The organism is Priestia sp. FSL P4-0332 (assembly GCF_038005845.1).
Taxonomy (GTDB): domain Bacteria; phylum Bacillota; class Bacilli; order Bacillales; family Bacillaceae_H; genus Priestia.
In genome coordinates, this window is the sequence record NZ_JBBOUA010000002.1 from 32,801 (window position 1) to 56,659 (window position 23,859).

Annotated in this window: 19 protein-coding genes, 1 pseudogene and 2 riboswitches; of the genes and pseudogenes, 9 read left to right on the forward strand and 11 right to left on the reverse strand. The window is 33.6% G+C overall.

Annotated features, from left to right (window positions below):
• Nucleotides 1-134 precede the first annotated feature (134 nt).
• A complete protein-coding gene (locus MKY06_RS27075) occupies nt 135-980 on the reverse strand; it encodes an SDR family oxidoreductase (protein ID WP_098287618.1) in 846 nt (281 codons plus the stop codon).
• A 184-nt stretch (nt 981-1,164) separates the two neighbouring features.
• A riboswitch (SAM riboswitch) is annotated at nt 1,165-1,274 on the forward strand.
• A 92-nt stretch (nt 1,275-1,366) separates the two neighbouring features.
• Between MKY06_RS27075 and MKY06_RS27080 the strand changes: the two genes are divergently transcribed.
• The 4 genes from MKY06_RS27080 to MKY06_RS27095 all read left to right on the forward strand — a co-directional run bounded on the left by MKY06_RS27080 (nt 1,367) and on the right by MKY06_RS27095 (nt 4,952).
• Nucleotides 1,367-1,798 carry a hypothetical protein gene (locus tag MKY06_RS27080; RefSeq protein WP_029325161.1) on the forward strand — a complete coding sequence of 144 codons (432 nt, stop codon included), beginning with the start codon at nt 1,367-1,369 and terminating at the stop codon, nt 1,796-1,798.
• Between the two features lie 791 nt (nt 1,799-2,589).
• The gene (uraH, locus tag MKY06_RS27085; RefSeq protein WP_029325162.1) at nt 2,590-3,120 is read left to right on the forward strand and encodes a hydroxyisourate hydrolase; all 531 of its coding nucleotides are present in this window, start codon (nt 2,590-2,592) and stop codon (nt 3,118-3,120) included.
• 84 nt (nt 3,121-3,204) lie between these two features.
• Entirely contained in the window at nt 3,205-3,918 is a 714-nt protein-coding gene (locus MKY06_RS27090; RefSeq protein ID WP_029325163.1) for a response regulator transcription factor, read from the forward strand.
• Complete coding sequence (locus tag MKY06_RS27095; RefSeq protein ID WP_029325164.1) at nt 3,915-4,952, forward strand: sensor histidine kinase; 1,038 nt, start codon at nt 3,915-3,917, stop codon at nt 4,950-4,952. Before MKY06_RS27090 ends, MKY06_RS27095 begins: the two co-directional genes overlap by 4 nt.
• Nucleotides 4,953-5,249: 297 nt before the next feature.
• Here MKY06_RS27095 and MKY06_RS27100 read toward each other — a convergent pair whose 3' ends face one another.
• Nucleotides 5,250-5,528 carry an HPr family phosphocarrier protein gene (locus MKY06_RS27100; protein WP_029325165.1) on the reverse strand — a complete coding sequence of 93 codons (279 nt, stop codon included), beginning with the start codon at nt 5,526-5,528 and terminating at the stop codon, nt 5,250-5,252.
• 221 nt (nt 5,529-5,749) lie between these two features.
• Here MKY06_RS27100 and MKY06_RS27105 point away from each other — a divergent pair.
• A pseudogene (locus MKY06_RS27105) lies at nt 5,750-7,810 on the forward strand (sigma-54 interaction domain-containing protein).
• Nucleotides 7,811-7,876: 66 nt separating this feature from the next.
• Here the strand turns inward: MKY06_RS27105 and aspA are convergent.
• Both aspA and MKY06_RS27115 read right to left on the reverse strand, forming a co-directional pair.
• Nucleotides 7,877-9,319, reverse strand: a complete 1,443-nt coding sequence (gene aspA, locus MKY06_RS27110) for an aspartate ammonia-lyase (RefSeq protein WP_194758139.1) — start codon at nt 9,317-9,319, stop codon at nt 7,877-7,879.
• A 155-nt stretch (nt 9,320-9,474) separates the two neighbouring features.
• The gene (locus MKY06_RS27115) at nt 9,475-10,560 is read right to left on the reverse strand and encodes a cyanophycinase (RefSeq protein ID WP_029325168.1); all 1,086 of its coding nucleotides are present in this window, start codon (nt 10,558-10,560) and stop codon (nt 9,475-9,477) included.
• A gap of 330 nt (nt 10,561-10,890) precedes the next feature.
• Between MKY06_RS27115 and MKY06_RS27120 the strand changes: the two genes are divergently transcribed.
• Nucleotides 10,891-11,475, forward strand: a complete 585-nt coding sequence (locus tag MKY06_RS27120) for an HTH-type transcriptional regulator Hpr (RefSeq protein ID WP_098287620.1) — start codon at nt 10,891-10,893, stop codon at nt 11,473-11,475.
• Between the two features lie 663 nt (nt 11,476-12,138).
• Here the strand turns inward: MKY06_RS27120 and MKY06_RS27125 are convergent.
• From MKY06_RS27125 to MKY06_RS27145, 5 genes are all read right to left on the reverse strand, one after another.
• Nucleotides 12,139-12,600, reverse strand: coding sequence for an NUDIX hydrolase (locus MKY06_RS27125; protein WP_035439467.1), 462 nt, complete (start codon nt 12,598-12,600; stop codon nt 12,139-12,141).
• 427 nt (nt 12,601-13,027) lie between these two features.
• A complete protein-coding gene (locus tag MKY06_RS27130; protein WP_194758140.1) occupies nt 13,028-13,579 on the reverse strand; it encodes a DedA family protein in 552 nt (183 codons plus the stop codon).
• Nucleotides 13,566-15,065 carry a sensor histidine kinase gene (locus MKY06_RS27135; protein WP_029325172.1) on the reverse strand — a complete coding sequence of 500 codons (1,500 nt, stop codon included), beginning with the start codon at nt 15,063-15,065 and terminating at the stop codon, nt 13,566-13,568. Before MKY06_RS27135 ends, MKY06_RS27130 begins: the two co-directional genes overlap by 14 nt.
• Nucleotides 15,062-15,748, reverse strand: a complete 687-nt coding sequence (locus tag MKY06_RS27140) for a response regulator transcription factor (RefSeq protein WP_029325173.1) — start codon at nt 15,746-15,748, stop codon at nt 15,062-15,064. The genes MKY06_RS27135 and MKY06_RS27140 overlap by 4 nt, the downstream gene beginning before the upstream one ends.
• 126 nt (nt 15,749-15,874) lie before the next feature.
• Nucleotides 15,875-16,432, reverse strand: a complete 558-nt coding sequence (locus tag MKY06_RS27145; RefSeq protein WP_029325174.1) for a class I SAM-dependent methyltransferase — start codon at nt 16,430-16,432, stop codon at nt 15,875-15,877.
• 223 nt (nt 16,433-16,655) lie between these two features.
• Between MKY06_RS27145 and MKY06_RS27150 the strand changes: the two genes are divergently transcribed.
• The gene (locus MKY06_RS27150) at nt 16,656-17,573 is read left to right on the forward strand and encodes a phospholipase D-like domain-containing protein (RefSeq protein WP_228541123.1); all 918 of its coding nucleotides are present in this window, start codon (nt 16,656-16,658) and stop codon (nt 17,571-17,573) included.
• A gap of 322 nt (nt 17,574-17,895) precedes the next feature.
• Nucleotides 17,896-18,040, forward strand: a riboswitch (cyclic di-AMP (ydaO/yuaA leader).
• Nucleotides 18,041-18,168: 128 nt separating this feature from the next.
• On the forward strand, nt 18,169-19,998 hold the full coding sequence (locus MKY06_RS27155) for an APC family permease (RefSeq protein WP_340961906.1): 1,830 nt from the start codon (nt 18,169-18,171) through the stop codon (nt 19,996-19,998).
• Nucleotides 19,999-20,133: 135 nt separating this feature from the next.
• On the opposite strand, the gene MKY06_RS27160 is transcribed toward MKY06_RS27155, so the two are convergent.
• Nucleotides 20,134-20,622, reverse strand: a complete 489-nt coding sequence (locus tag MKY06_RS27160; RefSeq protein WP_194758142.1) for a DinB family protein — start codon at nt 20,620-20,622, stop codon at nt 20,134-20,136.
• Nucleotides 20,623-21,052: 430 nt separating this feature from the next.
• On the opposite strand from MKY06_RS27160, the gene MKY06_RS27165 reads away from it, so the two are divergent.
• The gene (locus MKY06_RS27165; protein WP_029325178.1) at nt 21,053-21,886 is read left to right on the forward strand and encodes an STAS domain-containing protein; all 834 of its coding nucleotides are present in this window, start codon (nt 21,053-21,055) and stop codon (nt 21,884-21,886) included.
• Nucleotides 21,887-22,257: 371 nt separating this feature from the next.
• Here MKY06_RS27165 and MKY06_RS27170 read toward each other — a convergent pair whose 3' ends face one another.
• Nucleotides 22,258-23,376 carry a GerAB/ArcD/ProY family transporter gene (locus tag MKY06_RS27170; RefSeq protein ID WP_053488482.1) on the reverse strand — a complete coding sequence of 373 codons (1,119 nt, stop codon included), beginning with the start codon at nt 23,374-23,376 and terminating at the stop codon, nt 22,258-22,260.
• Nucleotides 23,377-23,859 lie beyond the last annotated feature (483 nt).

The following is a 23,859-nucleotide window of genomic DNA, read 5'->3' on the forward strand; positions in this document are numbered from 1 at the left end:
TTCAACTAAATCACTCAAATTGATCTTTTCTCATTAAAAAAACCACCTCTTCTTAGAAAAGAGGTAGTTTTTTATAGTTTATTTATTCACCAGTTACATAATAGTCTCTTACTATATAGATTTTCACTTAATTGTTATATCCAATTTGCTTTATAGTCTCTAATATACGTTTTTATACTTATAGGCTGCTTATGTGTAAGTTTTTCAAAATCTTGAGTAATTCCTTTGGCTAAGCCGAGCTTAGTTGGAAAGTGAATACCAATTACTACATTAATGAACGCTTCATTCTCTCCTATCTGAAGCATAAACTCTTTGAACTCTTTCACAGAAGGGTTTTCGTAATGAATGTTAGTTTCTAATACCTCTGTCATGATAGTAGCTACTTCATAAAAGTCAACCGCTTGATCTCCGGTGATTACGTACTTTTGATTATGATGCTTTTGACTATCTCGTATGGTAATGTAAACAACTTCTGCAATATCTCTTGTATCTACAAAACTTGTCTTTCCTTTTCCTGCGGGTATAAAAATTCGGTTCCTTTCTTTTATCTCTTTTCCAAGAAAGTCATTTAAATTTTGCATAAAATATCCTGCACGGATAAAAGTATAAGGAACGTTCAGCTTTTTAAGCATCTTTTCATTTTTAAAATGATGGATAAAGGGTAAAAACTGCACATCTTTTACAGATAAATAAACAATATGATCGACGCCATTCTCTTTTGCTTGATGTAAAAATAATTCAAACTCAATTTGATCACCAGGAGGGTACATGAGAAAGATCTTATTAATATTTTTTAAGGCAGATTCAAATGTAGTGGGATCTGAAAAATCAAGAGCTATAAACTCATACTCATTTCCATATTTTTGTTTAGCCTTTTCTACATTCCTTACTGCGCAACTTATACGCATTCCTTTTCCTTTTAATTTTCGGGCTACTTCAAAGCCTACTTTTCCATTAAATCCGGTAACAAGTGTATTCATTTTATTCCTCCGTTATGAATGCTTTTCATTGTTCTATAAATGAGACGATCCTTAACCACTCCTTTTAGTTTAAGCTACTTCTCAGGTTTAAATGTAACTGACATAACAAAATCATTTCAGTTAATCCATCCTTTATTCCTTTACTTTTCTGTTAAATATGGTAAAATTATCTTTAATTTTATACTACTTATCGAGAGAGGTGGAGGGACTGGCCCTATGAAACCCAGCAACCTTCAAACATTTGTTTGAAAAGGTGCTAATTCCTGCAAAGTTAGTTGCTTTGCAAGATAAGAAACATATTGCAGAATATGTAACCTCTCTATTTTATAAATAGAGAGGTTTTTTGTATGGAAAATACTTTAACTTTAATGTACAGGAGAATAGAGATGCAGACTAAATTAGCGCTAGAAACGTATAAGCAACCTGCAGAATTAGTATCATTTGAAATCACCTCATTCATTTTTAATTTTTACAATCATATCTGGAATCAACATAAGCTAGATCAAATTCCTTCGTATTACGCTGGGGAAGGTGTTCTATATAATAATAAAGAGTTTACAACAAATGATCAGATAAAAGCTGAAATTATCAAAACGTTGTTCCATATGGGAGATAACTCGATACTAATAGACAGCGTAACTTGCAATAAGAGAGGGAGATCAAATGATTGGGATGTAACAGCTAATTGGAGTACAACATTATTAAGTGAAGGGGATAAGACTATACTCGGTACAACACACTTTCAAATTTGTAATGCTAAGATCGTAAGAGAAACCATAACATTTACTAAGGGATTCCTTATGGGTTCTTCTCTCTAAAAATTTCATTATCATTTGATAGAATCTTATCGTATTAATAATCCCTCAATAGACGTGACTTTTTGGAGATAAATAAGTTGAGCTTGAACTATGTAACAGTTGCTGAGTGGGTTAAAAAGGGAACTGATTAAAAATATGCGATACTTTTGCTTTTTACTACAGGGATTTTCGACACTGTATAGAAGTTTAGTTCTAAGGTTTGATCAATTGAAGACGTTAGAAATTTTCTCGTGCAAAATCAAAAAAAGCCTCTAGCTAAATAAAAGAGGCTTTTTTAAACAAATTTTCTTCCTACCCATTTTTCTGTAGTCTCCCTGCAAATAACATAGCAAATGCTAGGAAAAATCTTGTTATAGAGAAGATCATAACTACGGAATTGAGCTCCCCATCGAATCTGTTAACTAAAGGCTAATTAAATAAACTCTATGTGTAAATGGTTCTTAGTTCTATTTGGATAATAATCATTTCGAGAATAAGAATACCAGTATGAATATCCCCTCCTTTCCTCCCGTAAACAATTCCTCCATCTTGATCTGATATACTTAGAAAGTAGTTACTATTTATTAGCAAAGTTCTACATAATCCCTCTACTTACAAAGTGTTGAGTGGTAAGCTAAAAATTTAGTGTATCTAAAAGGAAGTGGAAGATACCGAGCCTTCTTATAATCCATCTTTATAATAAAAATTTTTTATAAAAATAATTAGTTAAGAAAAATGTAAGATTTTCGTTAGAGTTTTGTAAGTTATCCTAGGTATCTTATTGGTAGAAACCAAATAAGGAGGAGATTCTAATGAAAAAATATGTAGCAAGTATTGCAGGAGTAGCTGTACTTTCATGTGCAGGTTTTTTAGGTTTAGGACATGGGGGTCAGGTTTTACAAAAACTTGGTGATGGAAATACTGTAGCACATGCGGCAAGCAATCAAAGTGATTCAAAAGAAATGGAGAAAACACAAGCTCCAGCAAAACCAAAGGGCGGCCTTTCTACACATGTTCTTGATGAGGCAAAGGGTAAACCGGCACCTAATATAAAAGTAAAAGTATACCGTGTGAACGAAGATGGAAAAATGAACTATCTACACACGGCAAAAACGAATAACGAAGGTCGAGTTGATCTATTGCTCTCTCCAAAAGAAATGACAAAAGGAACATATGAAATTCATTTCTTTGTAGGAGACTACTTTGAGAAGCAAGGTACAAAAGCGTCGGATGAGTTTTTAGACGAGATTCCACTTCGTTTTAAAGTAACGAATCCAAAACAGCATTACCACGTGCCAATTGTAGCAGCACCAGGCGGATATAGTACGTATCACGGAAGTTAATATGAAGATTAAAAATAGAGAAAAAAGGGGATACGTAGGTATTCTCTTTTTTTCCTTATTTATTGAACGAATGAAGGTGACGTAATGGCGAAAAAAATTTTAATTGTAGATGACGAAAGCAGCATAAGGGATGTTTGTAGAAGGTATTTACAAAGAGAGGGATATAGTACGTTTCTAGCAGCTGATGGCGTAGATGCTATTACTCAATGGAAAGCACAACAACCAGATTTAATTATTTTAGACTTAATGATGCCTCATAAAACAGGTTGGGAGGTATGCGAAGAAATAAGAGAAATAGATGATGTACCTATTATTATGCTAACAGCTAGAGGGGAAGAGACGGACAGAATTATGGGCCTTACACATGGAGCAGATGATTATGTGACGAAACCTTTTAGCCCTAGAGAACTTGTATTAAGGGTTAAGTCTATTTTTCGTCTCTTAGGAAGAGACAACGTACAAAAAGCTCATCAAGAAACAAAGCAAAATATAATAAAAACAGGCCATTTAGAGGTAAACGAAACGACTAGGAGCGTGTATCTTAACCAACAACCTATTGAATTAACGATGAAAGAATTTGATATGTTATGGTTGTTGCTAACTCATCCCAGACAAGTATTCTCACGTTCACAGCTGTTAGAAAAAGTGTGGGATATAGATTTTGAAGGAGATACGACTACAGTTACTGTGCATATGAGGAGATTGCGTGAGAAAATTGAAAGTGACCCCTCTCATCCCAAAATGCTAAAAACAGTATGGGGAGTAGGATATAAATTTGAGGAGGAGAGTAACCAATGAAAATAAGAACTCAGCTACTTTTAGCTAATCTCGTCAGTATTGGCGTCATTGGTGTTTTCTTGATCTTTAGTTACATTGAGATGGTTCTTCCTCCTAAAGTTTTTAATTTATTAGTTTTAATTACTCTAGTCGCTACCGTACTATCAACTATTGTTCATTTTTATCTAACTCAGCCTATTATTAAATCCATTCAAGATATCTCAGACGGCGCAGAAAAGATTCGGGAAGGAAACTTTAATGATCAGTTAAAGGGAAGTAAAATCGTTGAGTTACATACAATGGCTGTTAACTTTAATGAAATGAATAACCAACTACAAAAAACATTTCAACATCTAACTAAATCTGAATCTTCTCGGAAACAGCTGATTGCTAATATATCACATGATTTACGAACTCCAATCGCATCCATTCAAGCGTTTACAGAAGCCCTTGAAGACGGCGTAGTAGAGGATCAAGAAACCTTTCAACAATATTTACGAACCCTAAATCTTGAGACACAAAGACTGAGCCATTTAATCGATGAGCTCTTTCAATTATCCCAACTAGATATAGAAGGGGTTACGCTTGATAGGCAATCCTATCATCTCGATCAACTTATTCTAGAGACGCTTCAAAATCAGTGGTTTCAAATCGAGAATAAAAAGCTTGAAGTTGATGTTGATTTACCAGAACGATTGATGCCTGTCCTTATAGATTCTGAAAAAATGAAACAGGCCATTATTAATTTATTAGAAAATGCGATCCGTTATTCTCCAATCAAAGGGACCATTAAAATTGTAGGAAGGCAAGACGTAAAAGGATATATGAAGATCTCTATAATAGACGAAGGACCCGGTATTTCTCCAGAAGATATCCCCCATATTTTTGAACGACTATACCGAGGTGAAAAGTCCAGAAATAAAGAAACCGGAGGGTCTGGTCTAGGACTCGCCATTGCGAAGTCTATAATAGAGCTTCATTCAGGTGAAATAGGAGTTGAACAAAATACAAAAGCAGGATGTACGTTTTGGTTTACGATTCCAGAAGGTAAATAAAGAGAGCATCAAATAAAAGTTAATAGAAGTCAAATTCTTTATATGAAAAATTTGACTTCTATTTTTATCAAAAAAGTTAAATAAAATCAAGTAGGTTCCCATACTCTTTCCCAACAATACGGTGGTAAGTATAATAAATGGTAACGTCATCATCCCAACCGCAGCAATGCCAATAAAATTAAAAGAAACAACTAGAGGCCATTAATTATGAATTGAAAATACAGAGCCGACTCCAACACCACCTAGCAATAAACTAAGGACATAAACTGCTAGAGAGTTCTAAGCTGTGCCAAATGTTCACTGTAACTTCTTTTCATGGTAAACATGACGATTTAATAGTCTCTCAATAGTATTCATTGCTTGTTCCTCATCTTTACCGTTGATTAACAAGGTAACTTCCTCTTCATGTCTAATTGCCAGAGACATCACTCCCATAATGCTCTTTCCGTTGACTAATTTTCCTTGTTTAATTAAGGATACTTCGCTATTAAAAGAAGAAGTTTTCTGTATAAACTGGATCGCATTTCGAGCTTGAAGACCTTGTTTAAGATACACAATAACCTTTTTTTCTACCATTGAATTTATCCTCCTCAAAGTTTAGTTTTTTATTGAGTTATCCTTATATCTTGCAATTTATATGCCAGAATATAAAAAATGAAATTTAAGGTAGATAGAGTATCCTGAAAATTATAAAATTAAATTTGGGTGTTTTAGGTTATTTAATAATCATTTAACGAATCAATTTTTAATATTTAAATTTATGTAGCTTAAAGGTATAGAAGAAAGTTGGGATTGCTATGAAAAGAAAATTAGTGTTAATCAGTGGCAGTAAACAGACTAAGTTGATTTTAAATAAACAATTAATAGATCTGTTAGGGGACTATATTTCAATTCATTGTTTTGCTATTGATGAAGGGTTACCAAAGGAAATTGAAGGTGATGTTGTATTATATTCATCAGAAAGCATTGAGGAAGAAGCCAAGGAAATTTTAGCTATTAATAGTCCCAATGAAATTGTAGGAAATAGAACGATTCATTAAGCATATCAGTCAGTTACTAAAGATACCTGTTCATACAAAGGTGTTAATAGTAAATGATGATGACAAAGAAACACTAAAACTAATTGAATCACTCTATCAATTAGGCATAACCATGTTCAATTTATTCCCTTTAAGAAGCAAAAAACATATTATGAGGGCGTAGAAGTGGCAGTTTCTCCAGGAGAATTACATCTTTGCCCTCCATATATTAAAAATGTAATTGATATAGGAGTTAGACTATTTGACATGGCCACCGTTTTTGAAATTATAAAGTCATTTGGGTTTAATCAGTCTAATCATTCAATTATTTGGGATAGATACTTAAGAAACATCATTGAGTTACAAAAAAAATTAATAGAAGCACAAGAAAAAATGAAAACGCTTCATTTTCATGTAAAAAGCGTTGTAAATACAGTAGAGGATGGTATCCTTGCAGTTGATTCTACTCAGAAAATAACATTATTCAACAAAAGGCTAGAAGCTTTATTTCAGTTAGCTTCATCAGATGTAATGAATCACGAAATTAAAGACGTTCTTCCTCAACGAGATGTTGCTGATTTTATTTTATTATCTGAAGAAAAAAGTAAATATTTCATCATAAACGGCTATGAAATCGTTATTTATAAATCTTTAATAAAAGAAGATAATACAATTGTATCAACTTTTAAAAGTGTTAACCAAGCCTTTGAAATAGAAGGAAAAGCACAATTAGAAACAAGAAAAAATGGTTCTTCTGCTAAATATAATTATAGAGATATTATAGGAGAACATAAGTCTCTGACTAACACCATTGCGTTATCAAAGAAGATGGCTCTTACCAATTATCCTATTTTAATTCAAGGTGAAACTGGAACTGGAAAAGAATTATTTGCACAATCTATACATAATTATTCAAACAGAAAAAATGGACCCTTTCTTGCAGTTAATTGCAGTGCCATGACAGATACTCTTTTAGAGAGCGAATTATTTGGTTACGACGAAGGAAGTTTTACTCGGGCCCAAAAAGGAGGAAAGAAAGGTTTTTTCGAAAACGCTAACAACGGAACGATCTTTCTTGATGAAATTGGTGATATCAGTTCACGCTTACAAACTCAACTGCTTAGGGTTCTTCAAGAAAAAGAGATTAGGCGGGTAGGAGGTAGCAGAGTAATTCCTATCGATGTAAGAATAATAACAGCAACTCATAACAACTTGTTAGGTAAAATAAAACAGAATCTATTTAGAGAAGATCTCTATTATCGTTTAAATGTTTTAGGGTTAACACTCCCTCCTTTGCGAGAGAGAAGAGCTGATATTCCCTTACTAATTCATCACTTTATCTCGAAATCTAGAACATGGGCCAATATAGAGAAAGAAGCTATGGATTTACTTATAGAACATGAATGGTTAGGAAATATAAGAGAGTTAAAAGGAGTAGTAGAATACCTACTTACAATAAGTGAAGAAAATGAAATTAAAACTGAGGATGTAGAAAGTAGGTTAGGGAAACAGAAAATAAAAAGTACTTTAAATGATTTTGAAAATGAATCCTTTGACCTGTTAGAACTACAAGAAAATAGGGCTATCCTAGAGGCTATAAAAGAGTGTAATGAAAATGGAAAAGCAGCAAGTAGAGATTGGATAACCTTCAATCTAAGAGATATAAGCTTTATTCTTACAAATCAACAGGTTAGAAAGCGTTTAGACTTACTAGAAGTTAAGGAATATATTATAAAGCGTAGAGGGAGAGCAGGAACAAAGATAACAGAAAAAGGGTTAAACTATCTTTATTACTTAAAAGCAAAGCAAAATTGCATAATAAATAAATCTATCTATTAATTTACTAATTAAAGGGAAACTTCAAATTTGAAGTTTCCCTTTTTCATCATAACTAATAGTATATATTTACTCATTATAGAGAAGTGAATTACCTGATATTCCAGGGTTAGTCATCTCATAAGGATCTAAAATAAGATCAAGTTCATTTTCTGTCAAAACATCATACTGCAGGCACAAATCACGTACGGATTTCCCTTCTACTATTGCTTGTCGAGCTATTCTTGCAGCTACTTCATAACCAATATGAGGATTAACGGCTGTTATTATTCCGACACTCCTCTCAACATATTCTTTTAATTGTTCTTCATTAGCTTGAATGTCTTTAAGGCAATATGTTGTAAATACTGAAAAAGCATTATCCATTATTCTAATTGACTGAAGTAAGTTAAAGACAAGAACTGGTTCCATCACATTTAGTTCAAGCTGGCCAGCTTCAGAGGCTAAGGAAATTGTATGATCATTTCCTATAACTTGAAAAGCAACCTGATTAATCATTTCCGGCATTACGGGATTAACTTTACCTGGCATAATAGAAGAACCAGGTTGACGTGCAGGTAAAGTAATTTCAGTTAGCCCTGCACGAGGGCCTGATGCCATTAAGCGTAAGTCATTAGATATCTTCGACATATTTACCATACAAATTTTTAGTGTGGATGACACTAGTGTATAAGCATCCGTGTTTTGAGTCGCATCTACAAGGTGCTCGGCATTAATCAGTGGTAATTTACTTATGAGAGCTAAATGTTCTACTACACTTTTAATATAATATGGATCTGCATTTAAACCTGTTCCTACGGCTGTAGCTCCCATATTCACCTCGTATAAATTCTCATATGATTGCTCAATTCTTTTAATATCCCGTTTAATTACACGTGCATATGCTTTGAATTCTTGACCGAGCCTTATTGGGACAGCATCTTGTAAATGAGTTCGTCCCATTTTAATAATAGAATCAAATTGTATTGCTTTTTTATTAAATTCATCATGCATATTGTTCATAGTAATAAGTAAACGATTTAATAAATTAAGAGTTGCAATGTGAATAGCAGTAGGAAAGACATCGTTTGTTGATTGAGACATATTTACATGACTATTAGGGCTTAAATGAACATACATCCCCTTTTCATGCCCAAGCAATTCAAGAGCACGATTACAGATAACTTCGTTAGTATTCATATTAAGTGAGGTTCCAGCTCCACCTTGAATGGGGTCGACTATAAACTGTTCATCCATCTTTCCGTCTATTACTTCTTCTGCAGCTTTTACAATTACTTCGCCTAGCCCTTCGTAAAGTCTCTTTACGTCCATATTAGCTAGGGCTGCAGCTTTTTTTACCATTCCAAGTGCTTTAATAAGTTCTTTATCAATGGGATAACCTGTAATTGGGAAATTTTCAACTGCACGCAAAGTTTGGATTCCATAATATGCACTTCTAGGAACTTCTTTTATTCCTAAAAAATCTTTTTCAATTCTAATTTCTACTTTTTTTTCTTCATTTAAATTTAACATAATCCTCTTCTCCTCCTAAATCCTTCATTGCTATTAAACTTTTACATGCAATTTCTGCGCCAACGTTTCAGTGTTTATACATTAAGAAGCAGGTTTACCTTTAGGTAAACCTGCTTCTTAATGTATAAAGGAATTGCTTATGATTTACAATTTAATTATGGCTGATTCCCTCCGTAAACATTGCCTGTAGAAGAATTAATAACACCATTGTTTACATTTAACGTATAAGATAAGCCGCCAGCTCCTGTCCAAGTTGAAAGGTTAAAGGTACTGCCATTAAACAATTTATAGACAGAGATATTATTAAATGTAAGAGGAGTACCACTTACACACGTAGTAGGAGCTTGATTGGTTTTAGCCATATAGACAGCTGCATTTGTAGCTCCAGGCTGTGTGACGACTTTTGCTGACCCATCTTTTTCAACAAGAAGAGCTGATTGTTCATTAACAGCAATTCCTTTTGCGCTTGTTCCCGTTTCTTCTCCATCTTGAATGTCACGTGCTAAAAATGTTAAGAATCTCCCCATTCGGTCTCTTTGTTCAAAATGGGTATCTGTTTGGATATTATTATTATTTGGTGTTTGTACTAGATAGTCTGTAAATGAAATAAGTGAACTGTATGGATTTCTAAGGGCTGTTGGAGAATCTAAAGTTGTGGAACCTGCTGAGATAGAATCATAAATATGATCGCCCTGAATCATCGTGCCTGCACTTGTACCACCAAAAGGAATACCTTGTGCAATGCGGTTATTTAAAGCCGTAAGTGCTGAAGAACCTTTCAGAAAATCTACATAATCAGCCTGATTTCCTCCAGCAAAAAAGATTCCTTCTGCTTTATTAATTTTATCTATGAGAGAAGAGTTTGATCCTGCACTTGCTAAATCATTCACAACAATTGTACTCACAGAATTAAGTGGCTTACCAATAGATTTTGCTAAGTCAAAAATATATTGATTATACGCATCTGTCCCTGTAGCACGTATAACTAGAAAATCCCCACCGTTTGCCTTTTGGATCATCCATTTAAAAGCCTCGTCTACATCCGTGCTTCCACCCATATACACTTGTCCAAACGTGGTACTAGCTGTTTTATCAGTCGAACTTCCTACTGTATAAAGTGTATAAGGTGAAGATGCAGCAGAAGTAGAGGCTGGTAAAGAAGGTAAAATAAGACTTGTAGCAAGTACTGCACAAGCTAATACTCGTTTGCCAATTCGTTTGTTACTTTTTATTTTTTTCATAATATTCCTCCTTGATAATTTAAGATGTCATAACTACTGTCTTGCAAGATTTATACCATATATTAAAAGACTGTAATATCGCCAATACCTTAACTATTTAAGGTGTTTATTTTTATTATATGGTTGTTTATGGTTAGTAATAAGGTTGTTAAATAGCCAATGTAGTGTAAGAAAACATGGAAAAGTCACTTTTAAAAGAATCTTAAATCCTGTATTAGAACTAAAATTGCTATGCTGGACTTATTCTTTATATATTTTTTAATCTGCTTGTATTTTTCACTTTAAAGCATTAAATTAAATGTGTACTTCAATAAAGGGAGGGAGAAGATTATGGTTAATCAAGTAGAAGATTATACAATGAAAGAGGCCGTATTCTTCAGTTTGAAAATGATGCAAATGAGTAAAGCTTTATGGAGAGCTGTAGAGGAAGATGTGGAGGTATTAACTAAACCTTATGGAATTAATGTCAATGAATACTATATCATGGGTCTTGTTAACGATTTAGGAAAACCGTCAATTTCTAAAATAGCAGCTCTAGGATCTATGCATATTTCTACAGCATTTAACTTTTCTAAAAAACTACAAAGAAGGGGGTATGTGAAACTACTGAAAGAAGAGCATGATAAGAGAAATACCTATATTATCCTCACACAAGAAGGCACAAACTTGTTGTTAGATATTTTACATAGTTACAATCCAGAACAGACGAACATACATAAAGGTATTTCTGCTTTAAAAGAAGCATATGGTATATATCCAGAACTTTTAGAATTAGAGGCGGTGATCCGTTTAATCTATGGTAGAGATTTAATTAATGTGGCTAACAACTCCCTCCAAAGTGTAAGAGAAAGTTTAATTGAACAAGAGGGCTTATTCCGAAAAAATAAAAAAGAAATTGCGAGTAAACCTATATAATCAATAGATTAAATATTATAAATAATCTTAATAATAAAATGCCATAAAAGATAAAACGATTATTGCTAAGAAAAAAGAATAAATCAGTACACAGAGGACAAACTAAACAAGATGTGATGGCACATCTACTCCAAGTTCAAAAAACGGGAACAGAAAAAACTTCCTCTTCCGACGGGAAGTTTTTTTAATTTTTATACTTTAAACAATATAAAAAGATACTACTTATTGATAAGCATTTTCTTTCCATGTCTTTAAATATATAAATAAATCTCTTTCCCCTTCCACAAGCATCTCTAAACTTTTTTCACCTTTTCTGATATCTATTTTTTCGTACATCCTTAGGAATAGTTAATTGTCCAAAACGATGTATTTTGCTTGCGTGCGGAACATTGACCTATATTCATCCTTTGCTTATGTAATAAATCACATAATATAATTGCAAGTCATATTCCATATATCACCCTTTGGAGGGGCTGGGGAGATACTTATGAGGAGAAGAGGAGCCTCTATCAAATGGATTATCCTATGATAAGGAATTATAATCATAGATAAGAGTTACATATACCAGAGAAAACAACCGTCTAAAGACAGTCGTTTTTCCTGATTTTTAGGGAATATATCTAATACAAAATTAGTTAACATAAAACATATTATTGGTAACTTCTACAATCTCTTTTCATGTAGCATATTACCTTTTTTATAAGTAAAGAAATGGTGTCCTTTTTGCTTCAATAAAACAGGTAGGTATTGAGGCACTTTTTCCGGTATGCCAAGATTATTTGGATTCAGTATCCAATCAATTTCCTTCCAATCTAAAATACCTTCTCGGATCATTTGCGGAGTATTATTCTTAAAGTCCCTGTTCAATTCTCCTAAAAAAACATGTATCCCATCAACTATACCCTCTGGGGTCTCCCATGTTATTACTCCTTGGGATACAAAACTATCTAATTGAATACCTGTTTCCTCCCACACTTCACGAATTGCAGCTTCTTCGGGAGATTCACCATTTTCGATTTTGCCTCCCACGCCGTTCCACAATCCCATAATCGGTGCTTTTTCTCGATTTAACATAAGGATTTTATTTCCTTTTTTAATAAAACAAACTGTATATTTGAATTTCATTTTGTAACATCCTTTCATTAATCTATCTACGATTATCATAAAAAAACTAAACTTTATGTATATTACATACAATTTCAATTCACATAATCACTCTTTTCGGAAAACATCAAAAAAAGAACCCTTGCAAAATTAGGGTTCTTTTTTGTCGTATGCAGCCTTTTGCAACCACATAGCTACTTAAGCCCAATTAATTGTCATTGTAAGTTGTTTTTAACATGTAATAATAAATTTATCAATTCCCAAATAACTAATACAACTCCTAATATTAATAAAAACAAATAAATTGAAGAGAAAAGTTGTTGTATCAATTTCACATCATTTTGCTCCTTTAATTAAATAAGTCCCGTATCACTTACATCTTTTATAAAACAAGTCTTTTTATGAACAATATGAAGTAGAAAAACAACCTCATGACTTATTTTTCTTTCTATTCACCTTGTAGTTTCACCTTGTAGAAGGTGAAGGATAGAAGGTGAATAGAGAATAGTAGTAGCGCAATAGACAAGTGTTGACGTAGTGAAAGTAATACTAATTTGATTCCAACTTTTTGATTAAACTTATATATCATAAAAGTCCAACCACCCGAGTATAGGGAAGACGCTAAAAAGTTAGCTAGCAGGTATTTTTTTAGCGAAAACTTTAGAATTCCAGCTATATAATGAATGGGGTGCCGAACTCCCGGGACAAAAAAAGCTAACATAATCGCCCAAGCTCCAAAACGATCAAGTAGCTGTTCGGCTTTTTGTAACCATTTTTTCGCCATCCATTTTTCAATTAGAGGAACCTGTCTAAAGAATCTTCCAACTAAAAAGAACGATAGAAGGGCTATAAAGAGTGTAATCCAAGACGACATCCAAACCATATAAGGATTGATTCTCTTAGAAGCCCAGATACCGACTTGAGTTAGCATTATGATATCATCAGAAATAGGCGTAAACATAATTTCTAATGCTAATCTAATTAGTTCATAAATCCTCATAGATGGTCTCTTTCTCCTTTGTATCAGGAGGCAAAGGCAAGGTAACATAAATTATTATTCTATTTCCTTCACTTTCTGCCCATATCTCTCCTTCGTGTAAATCTACAATTCGTTTAGCAATTGCAAGTCCGATGCCTGATCCTGAAACAGTACTGGAACGTGCTTTATCTATTCGGTAAAATCGCTCAAATAACTTATCTAACTCCTCTGGTTCAATATAATGGGTTTCGTTAGAAATACTAACAATAACTTGATTTAGAGATTTCTGTAATGCGATTTTCACATCAGATGACTTATAACTATATTTTTCAGCATTAGAAAGCAAGTTATCAAAAACACGTACCATCTTCTCAATATCTATAGAAACAAGGGTAGGTTTATCAGGAATTGTTAGATGTACACGTAGGTCCTGACTTTCAAAGATAGGTGTATACTCTCCTACTAGCTGATATAGTACTCCATTCAAATCTACCTGTTGAAATTGCGCCTCTACATCCGATAAAGATAGTTTGGTATACTCAAACAATTCATCAACTAGATTTTTAAATTTCAATGAAATATTGTAAGTTGTTTCTATATAATGTTGGCGCTCTTGTTCATTGTTATATTGTTGATCCTTGACCAACCTCAAATAGCCAATAATAGACGTCAAAGGTGTTCGTAAATCATGAGAAAGGTTGGTCATTAATTCATTCTTTGCTTGTTCAACTTCACGTTCTCTCTCAAATCGTTGTCTCAGCTGTTCTGTCATCCAATTAATATTTGTCGCTAATGAAGAGAGCTCATTTTTTCCTTTTACAGGAATAGAGTATGTCCAATCTTTTTTGACAATCCTGCGAATCCCCTGCTCAATTTGTTTAATATATCGTGTAATAGGATTCATACATAAAATAAACAAAAGAATAAAAATAAGAACACTACAGCCAAAAGCTATATATATTTGCCGATTATATTGAGCTGGATTAATTGTTAGTTTTGAGGTGGATGAGTCCATAATGAGATAGCCAAGTCCATCTCGAAATGAGACTGGAGAGATAAAAGAAGAGTAGGTGGTATTCGACACCCTATTATTACTAGAGTAAAGCGTTAGTTTTTCTCTAAGCATATCTCTGACGTTTTTAGTATGTATATGAATATTATTTGTACGAAAAATAACATCTCCTTTAGCATTAGCCACTAAAAAATCCAATGCAGGGTGGGTATTATTTATAGGTTTTATTGTCGAAGCAATAACGTTTATGTTATCTGATTTAATATTTTTCGTTTGGAGTTGATCCGTTAATTGAAAAAGAATTTTCTCTTTCTTCTCTTCTTTTTTTTGTTGCTCTTCGAACGTATTCAATGCTGAATACTTAAAGATAATAATAAAAAATGCAATAACAGCAACTGTTAAACAGATGAGGAAAATGAGAAATAGCCTCATATTTAAACGTATAGGAGGAAACGAAACTCTTTGTTTTTTTGGAATAATACGCAGGCTTCTCATGATTTATATCCCACCCCCCATACAGTTTGAATATAGATTGGTCTCTTGGGGTTTTCTTCTATTTTATCTCGAATCTTTGTAATATGAACCATCACCGTATTGTCAGATTTATAAAAAGGCTCATTCCAGACGGATTCGTAAATTTGTTCAATACTAAATACTTGTCCTTTATTACGTAGTAACAGAGCTAAGATGTCAAACTCTTTAGGAGTTAAACGGACTTCTCTATTCCCCACAAATAATTGTCTTAGATTTTCATCTAACTTTAAATCCCCTTTTTGGAGAATATGAGTGGAGTTTTCTCTTTCAGATATCATATAATAGCGACGAAGTTGAGATTTAATACGTGCCATCAGCTCTAAAGGATTAAAAGGCTTGGTTACATAATCTTCTGCTCCACTTGCTAGCCCATGAATTTTATCCATATCTTCTGTTTTGGCTGATAGAAAAATGATGGGCATGTGGTACTTCTGTCTAATTTTTAAACATGCTTCTATTCCATTTACTCCTGGCATCATAACATCTAGGAGGATAAGATCAACTTTTTTCTCTTTTAATATATCCATTGCAATTAACGCGTCAGAAGCTTCTAAGACCTCATATCCTTCATTTTTTAAATAAATAGAAATAAGGTTTCTTATTTCTATTTCATCATCTACAATAAGTACTGTTTTCTCTGACATTTCGCTTCACTCTTTCTATTCTCTAATTGAGCAGGTAACACAACTGTTTGTCTGATAAATAGTTATTACATCATAGTATATGGTATAAATCTTGCTACTATAGCTAAACAAAATCAATGCAGCCATTTAACAACTACAAATAAACACATAAGCCGGCGGAACATTCCAATATACCCGTTCAAAATCAATGTTATCAAAAAAAGAAGAAAAAAAGGAGCGCTTTACTTTCGAGTACTGAAACGTAATAAACTTTCCTTCTTTCCCCAATACATGGGCTGTCTCCTGTAGTATAAAACTAGATATTGATGACGGTAAACTTGTGAAAGGAAGCCCTGATACGATACAGTCCACTTTTACTATTCCATATTTGTTTAAATATTGTTTTATATTTTCAGCAGAGCCATGAATAATATATACATTCTCTACGTGGGCATACTTTTCTTTTAACATCTGATAAAAAGTTTCATTTGCTTCTATTGCAAGGAAGATTGTATCAGGATGTTTATGCTGAATAATCTCGTCTGTAAACACACCTGTGCCCGGCCCATATTCGACAATACATGTTACTTTTTCAAAAGGAATCGGTTTAACCATCTCCTTGGCTAATTGTTTAGAGCTTGGCATGACAGCTCCAACTGTTCGTGGATGTCGAATATATTCTTGGATGAAATGAATAGCATTCATGTAATTTCCCTCTCTTTTCTATATTATTGTGTGCAATTCTTACTTTATCTTGCAAACCTTAATATAGAACGAGGAAAAATCTTAACAATTCTTAAGAAACTCTTATGTATCATTAATAAGTGTTTAGTTAAGCTAACTTCAGAAAAATTCACACTATCGCAATTACCTTATTTTACCTGGTAATCAATCTATAAACCTTCCCTAATTAGTAAAAACTATTAGTATGAAATTCTTTAACCTATTGAAAGAGAGAGCAGCAGAAGGCGTGAAGATTAAGCTTTCTGTGGATCGTTTTGGAGGAAATGATATGTCCCGAACACTTGTAAATGATCTTAAGAAAAACGGAGTTGAATTTACATTTAGTCGAAAAGCCAGCATGCAGCACTTTTTTTATAGTATTAATCATCGGAATCATCGAAAGTTTGTCGTAGTGGATGGAAAAGAAGCCTACCTCGGAGGTTTTAATATAGGAGAAGAATATTTAGGAAACCATAAAAAATTAGGCTATTGGCGTGACTATCATCTACGGATAAAAGGAGAAGGTGTTTTTGAAATTGAACAACAATTTCTGAAAGATTGGGAAGAAGATACAGGACAGCGCCTTTCTCCTCAACATGTTCATACCTCTGACTCTAACAGAGCGAACTATCAACTGCTATTTTCAACTGGGGAAGAACTTGAGCAAAAGGTAATTAAGCTAATTAATTGTGCCAGAACAAAGCTTACCATTGCTACCCCTTATTTTATTCCGAGTGAACGTTTAATGGATGCGCTTATTTCGGCAAAAGAAAAAGGCGTTTCAATTGATATTTTACTGCCGGACAATACCGATGCCTGGTTTACTAAACCACCTAGTTATCCTAAAACAGAGAAACTATTAAGCAAAGGCATTCGAATTTTCTTATATGAAAAAGGTTTTTTTCACGGAAAAGTAGTGATCATTGATCATACAGTAGCCAATATCAGCACAGCCAATTGGGACCCACGAAGTTTTTATTTAAACGATGAAGCTAGCTGTATCATTTATGATCGTGAGATAATTGCCTACGTAGAACGAGAAATTAATGAAGATAAAGCAAATAGTCGCAGATTAACCAAAAGAGTAATAGATGAAATACCTAAATGGGAACGTTCTCTCTAAAAAACACCGGAATGGATTTATTATTATTTTTGATAAAATACTCCAATTAGGTTTTTGATAAATAGTTCATTAAAAAAGAGAGCACTACTTTGTTGTAGTAGCTCTCTTTTTGACTTCAAAAAAACTTTAAGAAAGCATAATACAACTCGTTCGCATAAGTATACTTTTGTGAACGTTATTTACTTTATGGGGAAAAAATACATTAGAGATATGCAATAAAAAAGATGTTTTAAACCGTCTCTTTTTAGTTAACATACCTATTTACAAATTTAATATTCTGGCGTATAGTACCTAACGTACATATATAATCTTGCTATTTTTATACCTTTTATCGCTTAATCTGTAAGGAGTGGGGGACCCATTTTTGTGCTTTTGCACTAGGGGTGAATCTTTCTGGAAAGAAAGTAGGGCTACTTTGAAGGCCCGAATCCGACAGCTAACCTCATAAGCGTTTTTAGAGAGGGGTTGCTTTTATTTGTCCTGAAAAGAACACTAAGCAGAACCTTAGTGTTCTTTTTTGTGTTTTTTTTCTGCCATAGGGAATGATAAAAGTAAAATAATACAGTAAATGGTAAAGGTTTCAGGAGGAATTTAGATGAGTTATTCATCCATAAAGCGCTTGTTAATTGGCAGGCCACTTAAATCAAAAGAGTTAGGCGAACAAAAATTAAATAAGGTCAAGGCCCTAGCTATTCTTTCATCTGATGCACTTTCATCCGTGGCGTACGGCCCAGAACAAGTCTTAATCGTGCTTGCCACCATTGGAATGATCGCATTTTGGTACTCCATCCCAATTGGTATTGGGGTACTTATTCTTTTAACGGCACTTATTCTTTCGTATCGCCAAATTATTTATGCGTACCCAGAAGGGGGAGGGGCGTATGTTGTATCGAAATATAATCTCGGAGAAAATGCAGGTCTTATTGCCGGAGGATCTTTATTAGTAGACTATATTTTAACCGTGTCTGTAAGTATTTCCTCTGGAACTGATGCGTTAACGTCTGCTTTTCCTGTCCTTCATGACTACAAGGTCATCATCGCTTGCTTATTGGTTATTTTTATTATGATTTTGAACCTAAGAGGGGTAACAGAATCTGCGTCAGCATTAGCGTATCCTGTTTATCTGTTTGTTCTTGCACTACTTCTCTTAATAGGTGTAGGAATGTGGAAAGTAGCGACTGGTCAGGTATCTCCTAATGTTCATCCTGCTATTGGAACTGCAGTGCCAGGAATCAGCTTATTTTTACTACTACGCGCTTTTTCATCAGGGTGTTCAGCCCTTACAGGCGTAGAAGCTATTTCAAATGCTGTAACAAACTTTAGACAACCGGCTGCAAGAAATGCAGTACGTACGCTTGTTGCAATGGGTATTATTTTAGCTATTTTGTTTTCAGGTGTCATGTTCTTGGCTTATTGGTTTGGAATTGTGCCTAAAGCAGAGGAGACGGTTGTTTCCCAGCTTGCTTCCCAAGTATTTGGACGAAATGGTTTCTATTATTTTGCTCAAGGTACGACGGCTTTAATTCTAGTGTTGGCTGCCAATACAGGCTTTTCAGCTTTCCCTTTACTGGCTGTCAATTTAGCTGTAGATAAGTATATTCCGCGTATGTTTACGATGCGAGGAGATCGCTTGGGTTATTCAAATGGGATTGTGACACTCGGAATTGCCTCTATTGCGCTCATCATAGCGTTTCAAGGTAATACAGAACGGTTAATTCCTTTATATGCGGTTGGAGTATTTATTCCATTTACGCTATCTCAAACAGGCATGATTGTAAAATGGCTTAAAGAAAAGCCAGCTGGCTGGCAAGGGAAATTAGTGACCAATTTTATAGGAGCTTTGATCAGCTTCACTGTGCTACTTATTTTCTTTACAACGAAATTCTCGCAAGTATGGGCTGTTTTAATCTTTTTACCTCTTATCGTTTATCTGTTCCACCGTATTAAGAACCATTATGAAGAGGTAGGAAAGCAACTCCGTATCAAGCCGGGAGATAAAGAAGCAGTAGCTATAGAAGGAAATGTAGTCATTATACCAGTTGCAGGTTTAACAAGAGCTGTCGAGAATTCCATTAACTATGCAAAAATTATTGGCGACACAGTGATTGCTGTCCATGTGGCATTTGACCGTGAAAGTGAAAAGAGGATGGAAGAGATATGGAACGAACGATATCCGGATATACGCTTAGTTACCTTCTACTCACAATATCGAAGCTTAGTTGGACCTCTTTTACGCTTTATTGATCGTGTAGAAGAGCGAGCTGATGATAGTCATATGGCTGTCACGGTTTTAATTCCACAATTTATCACAAGGAAAAGCTGGCATAATGCATTGCATAACCAATCAAGCTTATTACTAAGGGCACATCTTCTTTATCGAAGAAACGTTATCGTGACAACGTTACCTTATAAATTCAAAAAATAAATTGGATAAATAGCCCATTGACATAAGTTGATGGGCTTTGTCTTTCTTTCCTATATAAACCATTAGTCTAACTATCTTCTTCTTACCTTTAGTGTAGAAACATTTTTATTAACTCAAACATAATAAATCAACATATTAATCTTTCGTTCCTAATATATCTGTATTTGGAGGCTCATATCCCATCATTCGTAACTTGGATACAATTTGTCCTTTATGATGAAATTCATGAGTAATCGTGTGCATAAGCAACTTATTAGGCGTAATTGATATTATTTCTGGTTCTTCTCTCCAAGGGATCTTTCTTTCGATTCGTTCATTTAATTGGTTCCCATATAGTTTATATACCTCATTTACAATAGAATCCACCTGTTCAAATCGTCCTTTTATTTTGTTGAAATTGAAATTATGTAGTTCCTTTCTAGGTGTAAGAGGTTTCTCTTTCTTTAATAAAACAAATGAGCCAAGCCAAGCATAATAACAATCTGCTATATGTACCAATGTGTTCCTTACACTTTGCCAAGCAAATCTGTTTTGTTGATTCAAACCATTTGGTTCTAACTCCTTACAAAAGTCTAACAGCGTTCCTCGAGTCTTTCGAACCCACGTATATTGATATTGATGCATCGATACACCTACCTTCAAAGAATAAATATCACCTATTCTATATTGCTTAAGTCAAAGTTAAAAAGTTGAAGCTAAACGCAAAGTGGCAACTTCTCTCTTTATTTTATGCATAGGTTTTAATATTGAGGACTTTAATTTTTGAATTTACATCTATTAGGCGTTCAGCTGCAAACTCTTGGCAAGAAGGCGATTTTTCTGAACGTAAACATAACCACAATGTAAAAAAGTTTAATTTTATACATATGTTGTAACTTGTCTGAAATAGTCCTGTCATAAAGATATGTTATGATTTAGGGGCACTATACAACTAAATAAAGAATATAAGTAACTTACCATTTCATCAATATCTATATTTTTTTCAACATGTTTAGTCCTCTAATCCTCATCTATTAGAGGGCTTTTACTTTTTTGGATAAAAGGAGGGAAATCCTTGCCATATATACAACAAGAAAAACTACATGCAATTAAAGAAACAATTTTACAACGAAAAGAAAAGTTAGCTGAAAATAAAAGACTAGATCTTGCAACGTCTCATAATATCTATACAGAGTTGACTACTTTTCGCTTGGACCTTCTTACAACTTATGCCGGTTCTCTTTTGATGGAAAAAGAGGCAGCAAATGAAGTCATGGAACAGTGGGGAAACAATATGGCTAATTTATTAGTCAATCATGGACTACCATTAAACCTAGCTTTAGAGGAGATTAGCTATTACCGAGATGTAATCGGAGAAATAATAAAAGAAGAAGCAAAGAATAATGATTTTTCCCTCGATGCTTTTTACCAAATCATTTCTCACTTTAATAGCATTGTAGATAATGCCATCCAATTCGTAAGTAAGTCGTATGTAAAAGATTACACTGAAAAAATAAATTATGCTCAATATGCCATTGATGAATTATCTGTTCCCGTTGTTCGTATGACAGAAGATATAGGCATCCTTCCTTTAGTAGGTGATTTAGATACCAAACGGGCACAATATTTGATGGAGAGTGCCTTAGAGAAAGGAAGCCAATATAAATTAGAATGGCTTATTATTGATTTATCAGCAGTTCCTATTATTGATACGATGGTAGCAGATCAATTATTTAAAGTAATAGCTGGGCTACAGTTATTAGGAATTGAAGTCGTCATCAGTGGGATACGTCCAGAAATCGCTCAAACCATGGTGAATTTAGGAATAAAAGTTGAGGAAGTTAGAAGTTTCTCTAGTTTACATCAAGCTGTTCAGTATACGAACTCATTTACAGGATCTTTAATGTGAATATTTTTATGGATTATGAGCAAACTACTCAAGATGCTGAGAAGTATCTCCAATCTATAATCTCATTAACCTACAGAAAGACTCCTTAAGGAAATAGGGAGTTTTTCTGCTTTTCAATTTGTATATCGTAACTGCTTAAAAAGAGAAAAAACCTACTGCGGAAGAAAGTAGGTTTTTTCTGTTACATAATTAAATTTTATGAGTGATGCCCCATTGCATCCTGAGTAGTTTACTCAATATGTAAAAAAATTAATCACTTATATAAAAAGGGAGAAAACAATCCGTGGGAGTTAGATTGTTTTTTTAAAAGAAAAGATCAGGCCGGTAGCTCCTTAGTGTATTTTATGTTTCTTACTTTCTATTCTTTAAGCCTAGAGTTGATGTAGGTTGACATCAGATTTCTTAAGCTTTGCTCTATTTTTGAAGAAAGCTACAGTAAGGAGCAAAAGAGGAAGTATGACTTGAAAATGTATATTTAAAGAAAATGGTAGTATTTTAAGCGCGTCTTGTATAAGTTCCTCATAATTATTTGCTAAGCTTAGAGAATAAAGTAGAAGAACAAGTCCTAAGGGAAAGCATATCTTAGATGGAGATTTAACTTTGAATAAATTTGCTGTACCTATTACAGTAGCATAGAAAAACAAACTTATTTTAAAAAATCCTCCAATAACTGCTGTGAGCATGAAAAACACGTCAAGACGCTCTAAAAAATCAGCCACCTGAATACTTTCTACTGTACTTAGAAGAGGAAACTGTGAGCGAGCAGTAAGACTTACTCCCAATACACTGACATTTATAATCATGGTAATCATTAAATTGATGCCTGTTAATCCAATAGCGCTTAATCCAATTCCTTTTCTCATATTTTTCACGTATGGTAAAATCATCAAGAATACAACCGTTTCTCCAAATGGAAAATATATATTTTGAGTCAGAGCAACTTTTAGAGGAAGCCAAATCCCTTCTTCTAATACAGGTTGTAAATTTGTAAAATCAATTATACCGGCACATACAATAAGAATAAATCCAGAAATAGAAGATAGGTAGAACAAAATAAACAGAAGTTGACTGGATCTTGCCAAAACTTCGATTCCTTTGCTCACGGTATAGATAACAACAAGCACCAGTAAGGCATTTACAATAAATAAAGGAGTATCTGGATAGGCAAATGTCAATAACATGTCCCCAAAATCTCGGATTACTCTGGAAGCAATGTTTGCAAAGTAAAAAATGTAAAGAAATGAAATAAAACGACCAATCCATTTTCCCATGATTTTTTGTGTGAATTCGACAAGTAATAAGTCAGGATAGTAACGATAGAGTTGATAGTAGACTAAAAATAAAAGTAAACCGCCTATCATCCCAAACATAATGGAAAGCCAAGCATCTTGCTTAGCATCTATAGCAATAGGAAGAATAAAGGCACTTCCAAATTCAAACAATATCATTAAGGTAAATAGTTGACTTCCACTAATCTTTGCTTTCTCCACTAAATAATTACCTCTTTCCGATGGCTATCTTATTAACTAGAAGTTACTTTGATAACATTTCTTTTCCTCATTAGGTTTATATAAAAATTGGTTCTATGTGTCTAAGATACCCAAAAATGATTTTTTCTTGCACAATTTGCAAGTATGTAAATCTTCATCTATATACTTGAATGAATGATAAAACATTTAATATAAATAATTAATTTTATTACTTATAAATAAGGACACCAAATGGAGAATCATTTTGCATACTCAAAGCTGAAAATCCTCTTGATATACGTGGGGGTTGGTTCCTCTAAGGCGCATTATGGTAACTTAAGTTATATATGATATGCAGTCTAAAAAACAAAAAACCACTGGACCTATACAGTGTTTTTTTTGTTCGCCTAATGCAGAAAATAAACAAAATATATTGCGTATACAATGTTTTGTCATTGTTAGATACATTTACGTATAGAAAATGAAACATCTTGTAGCATTATT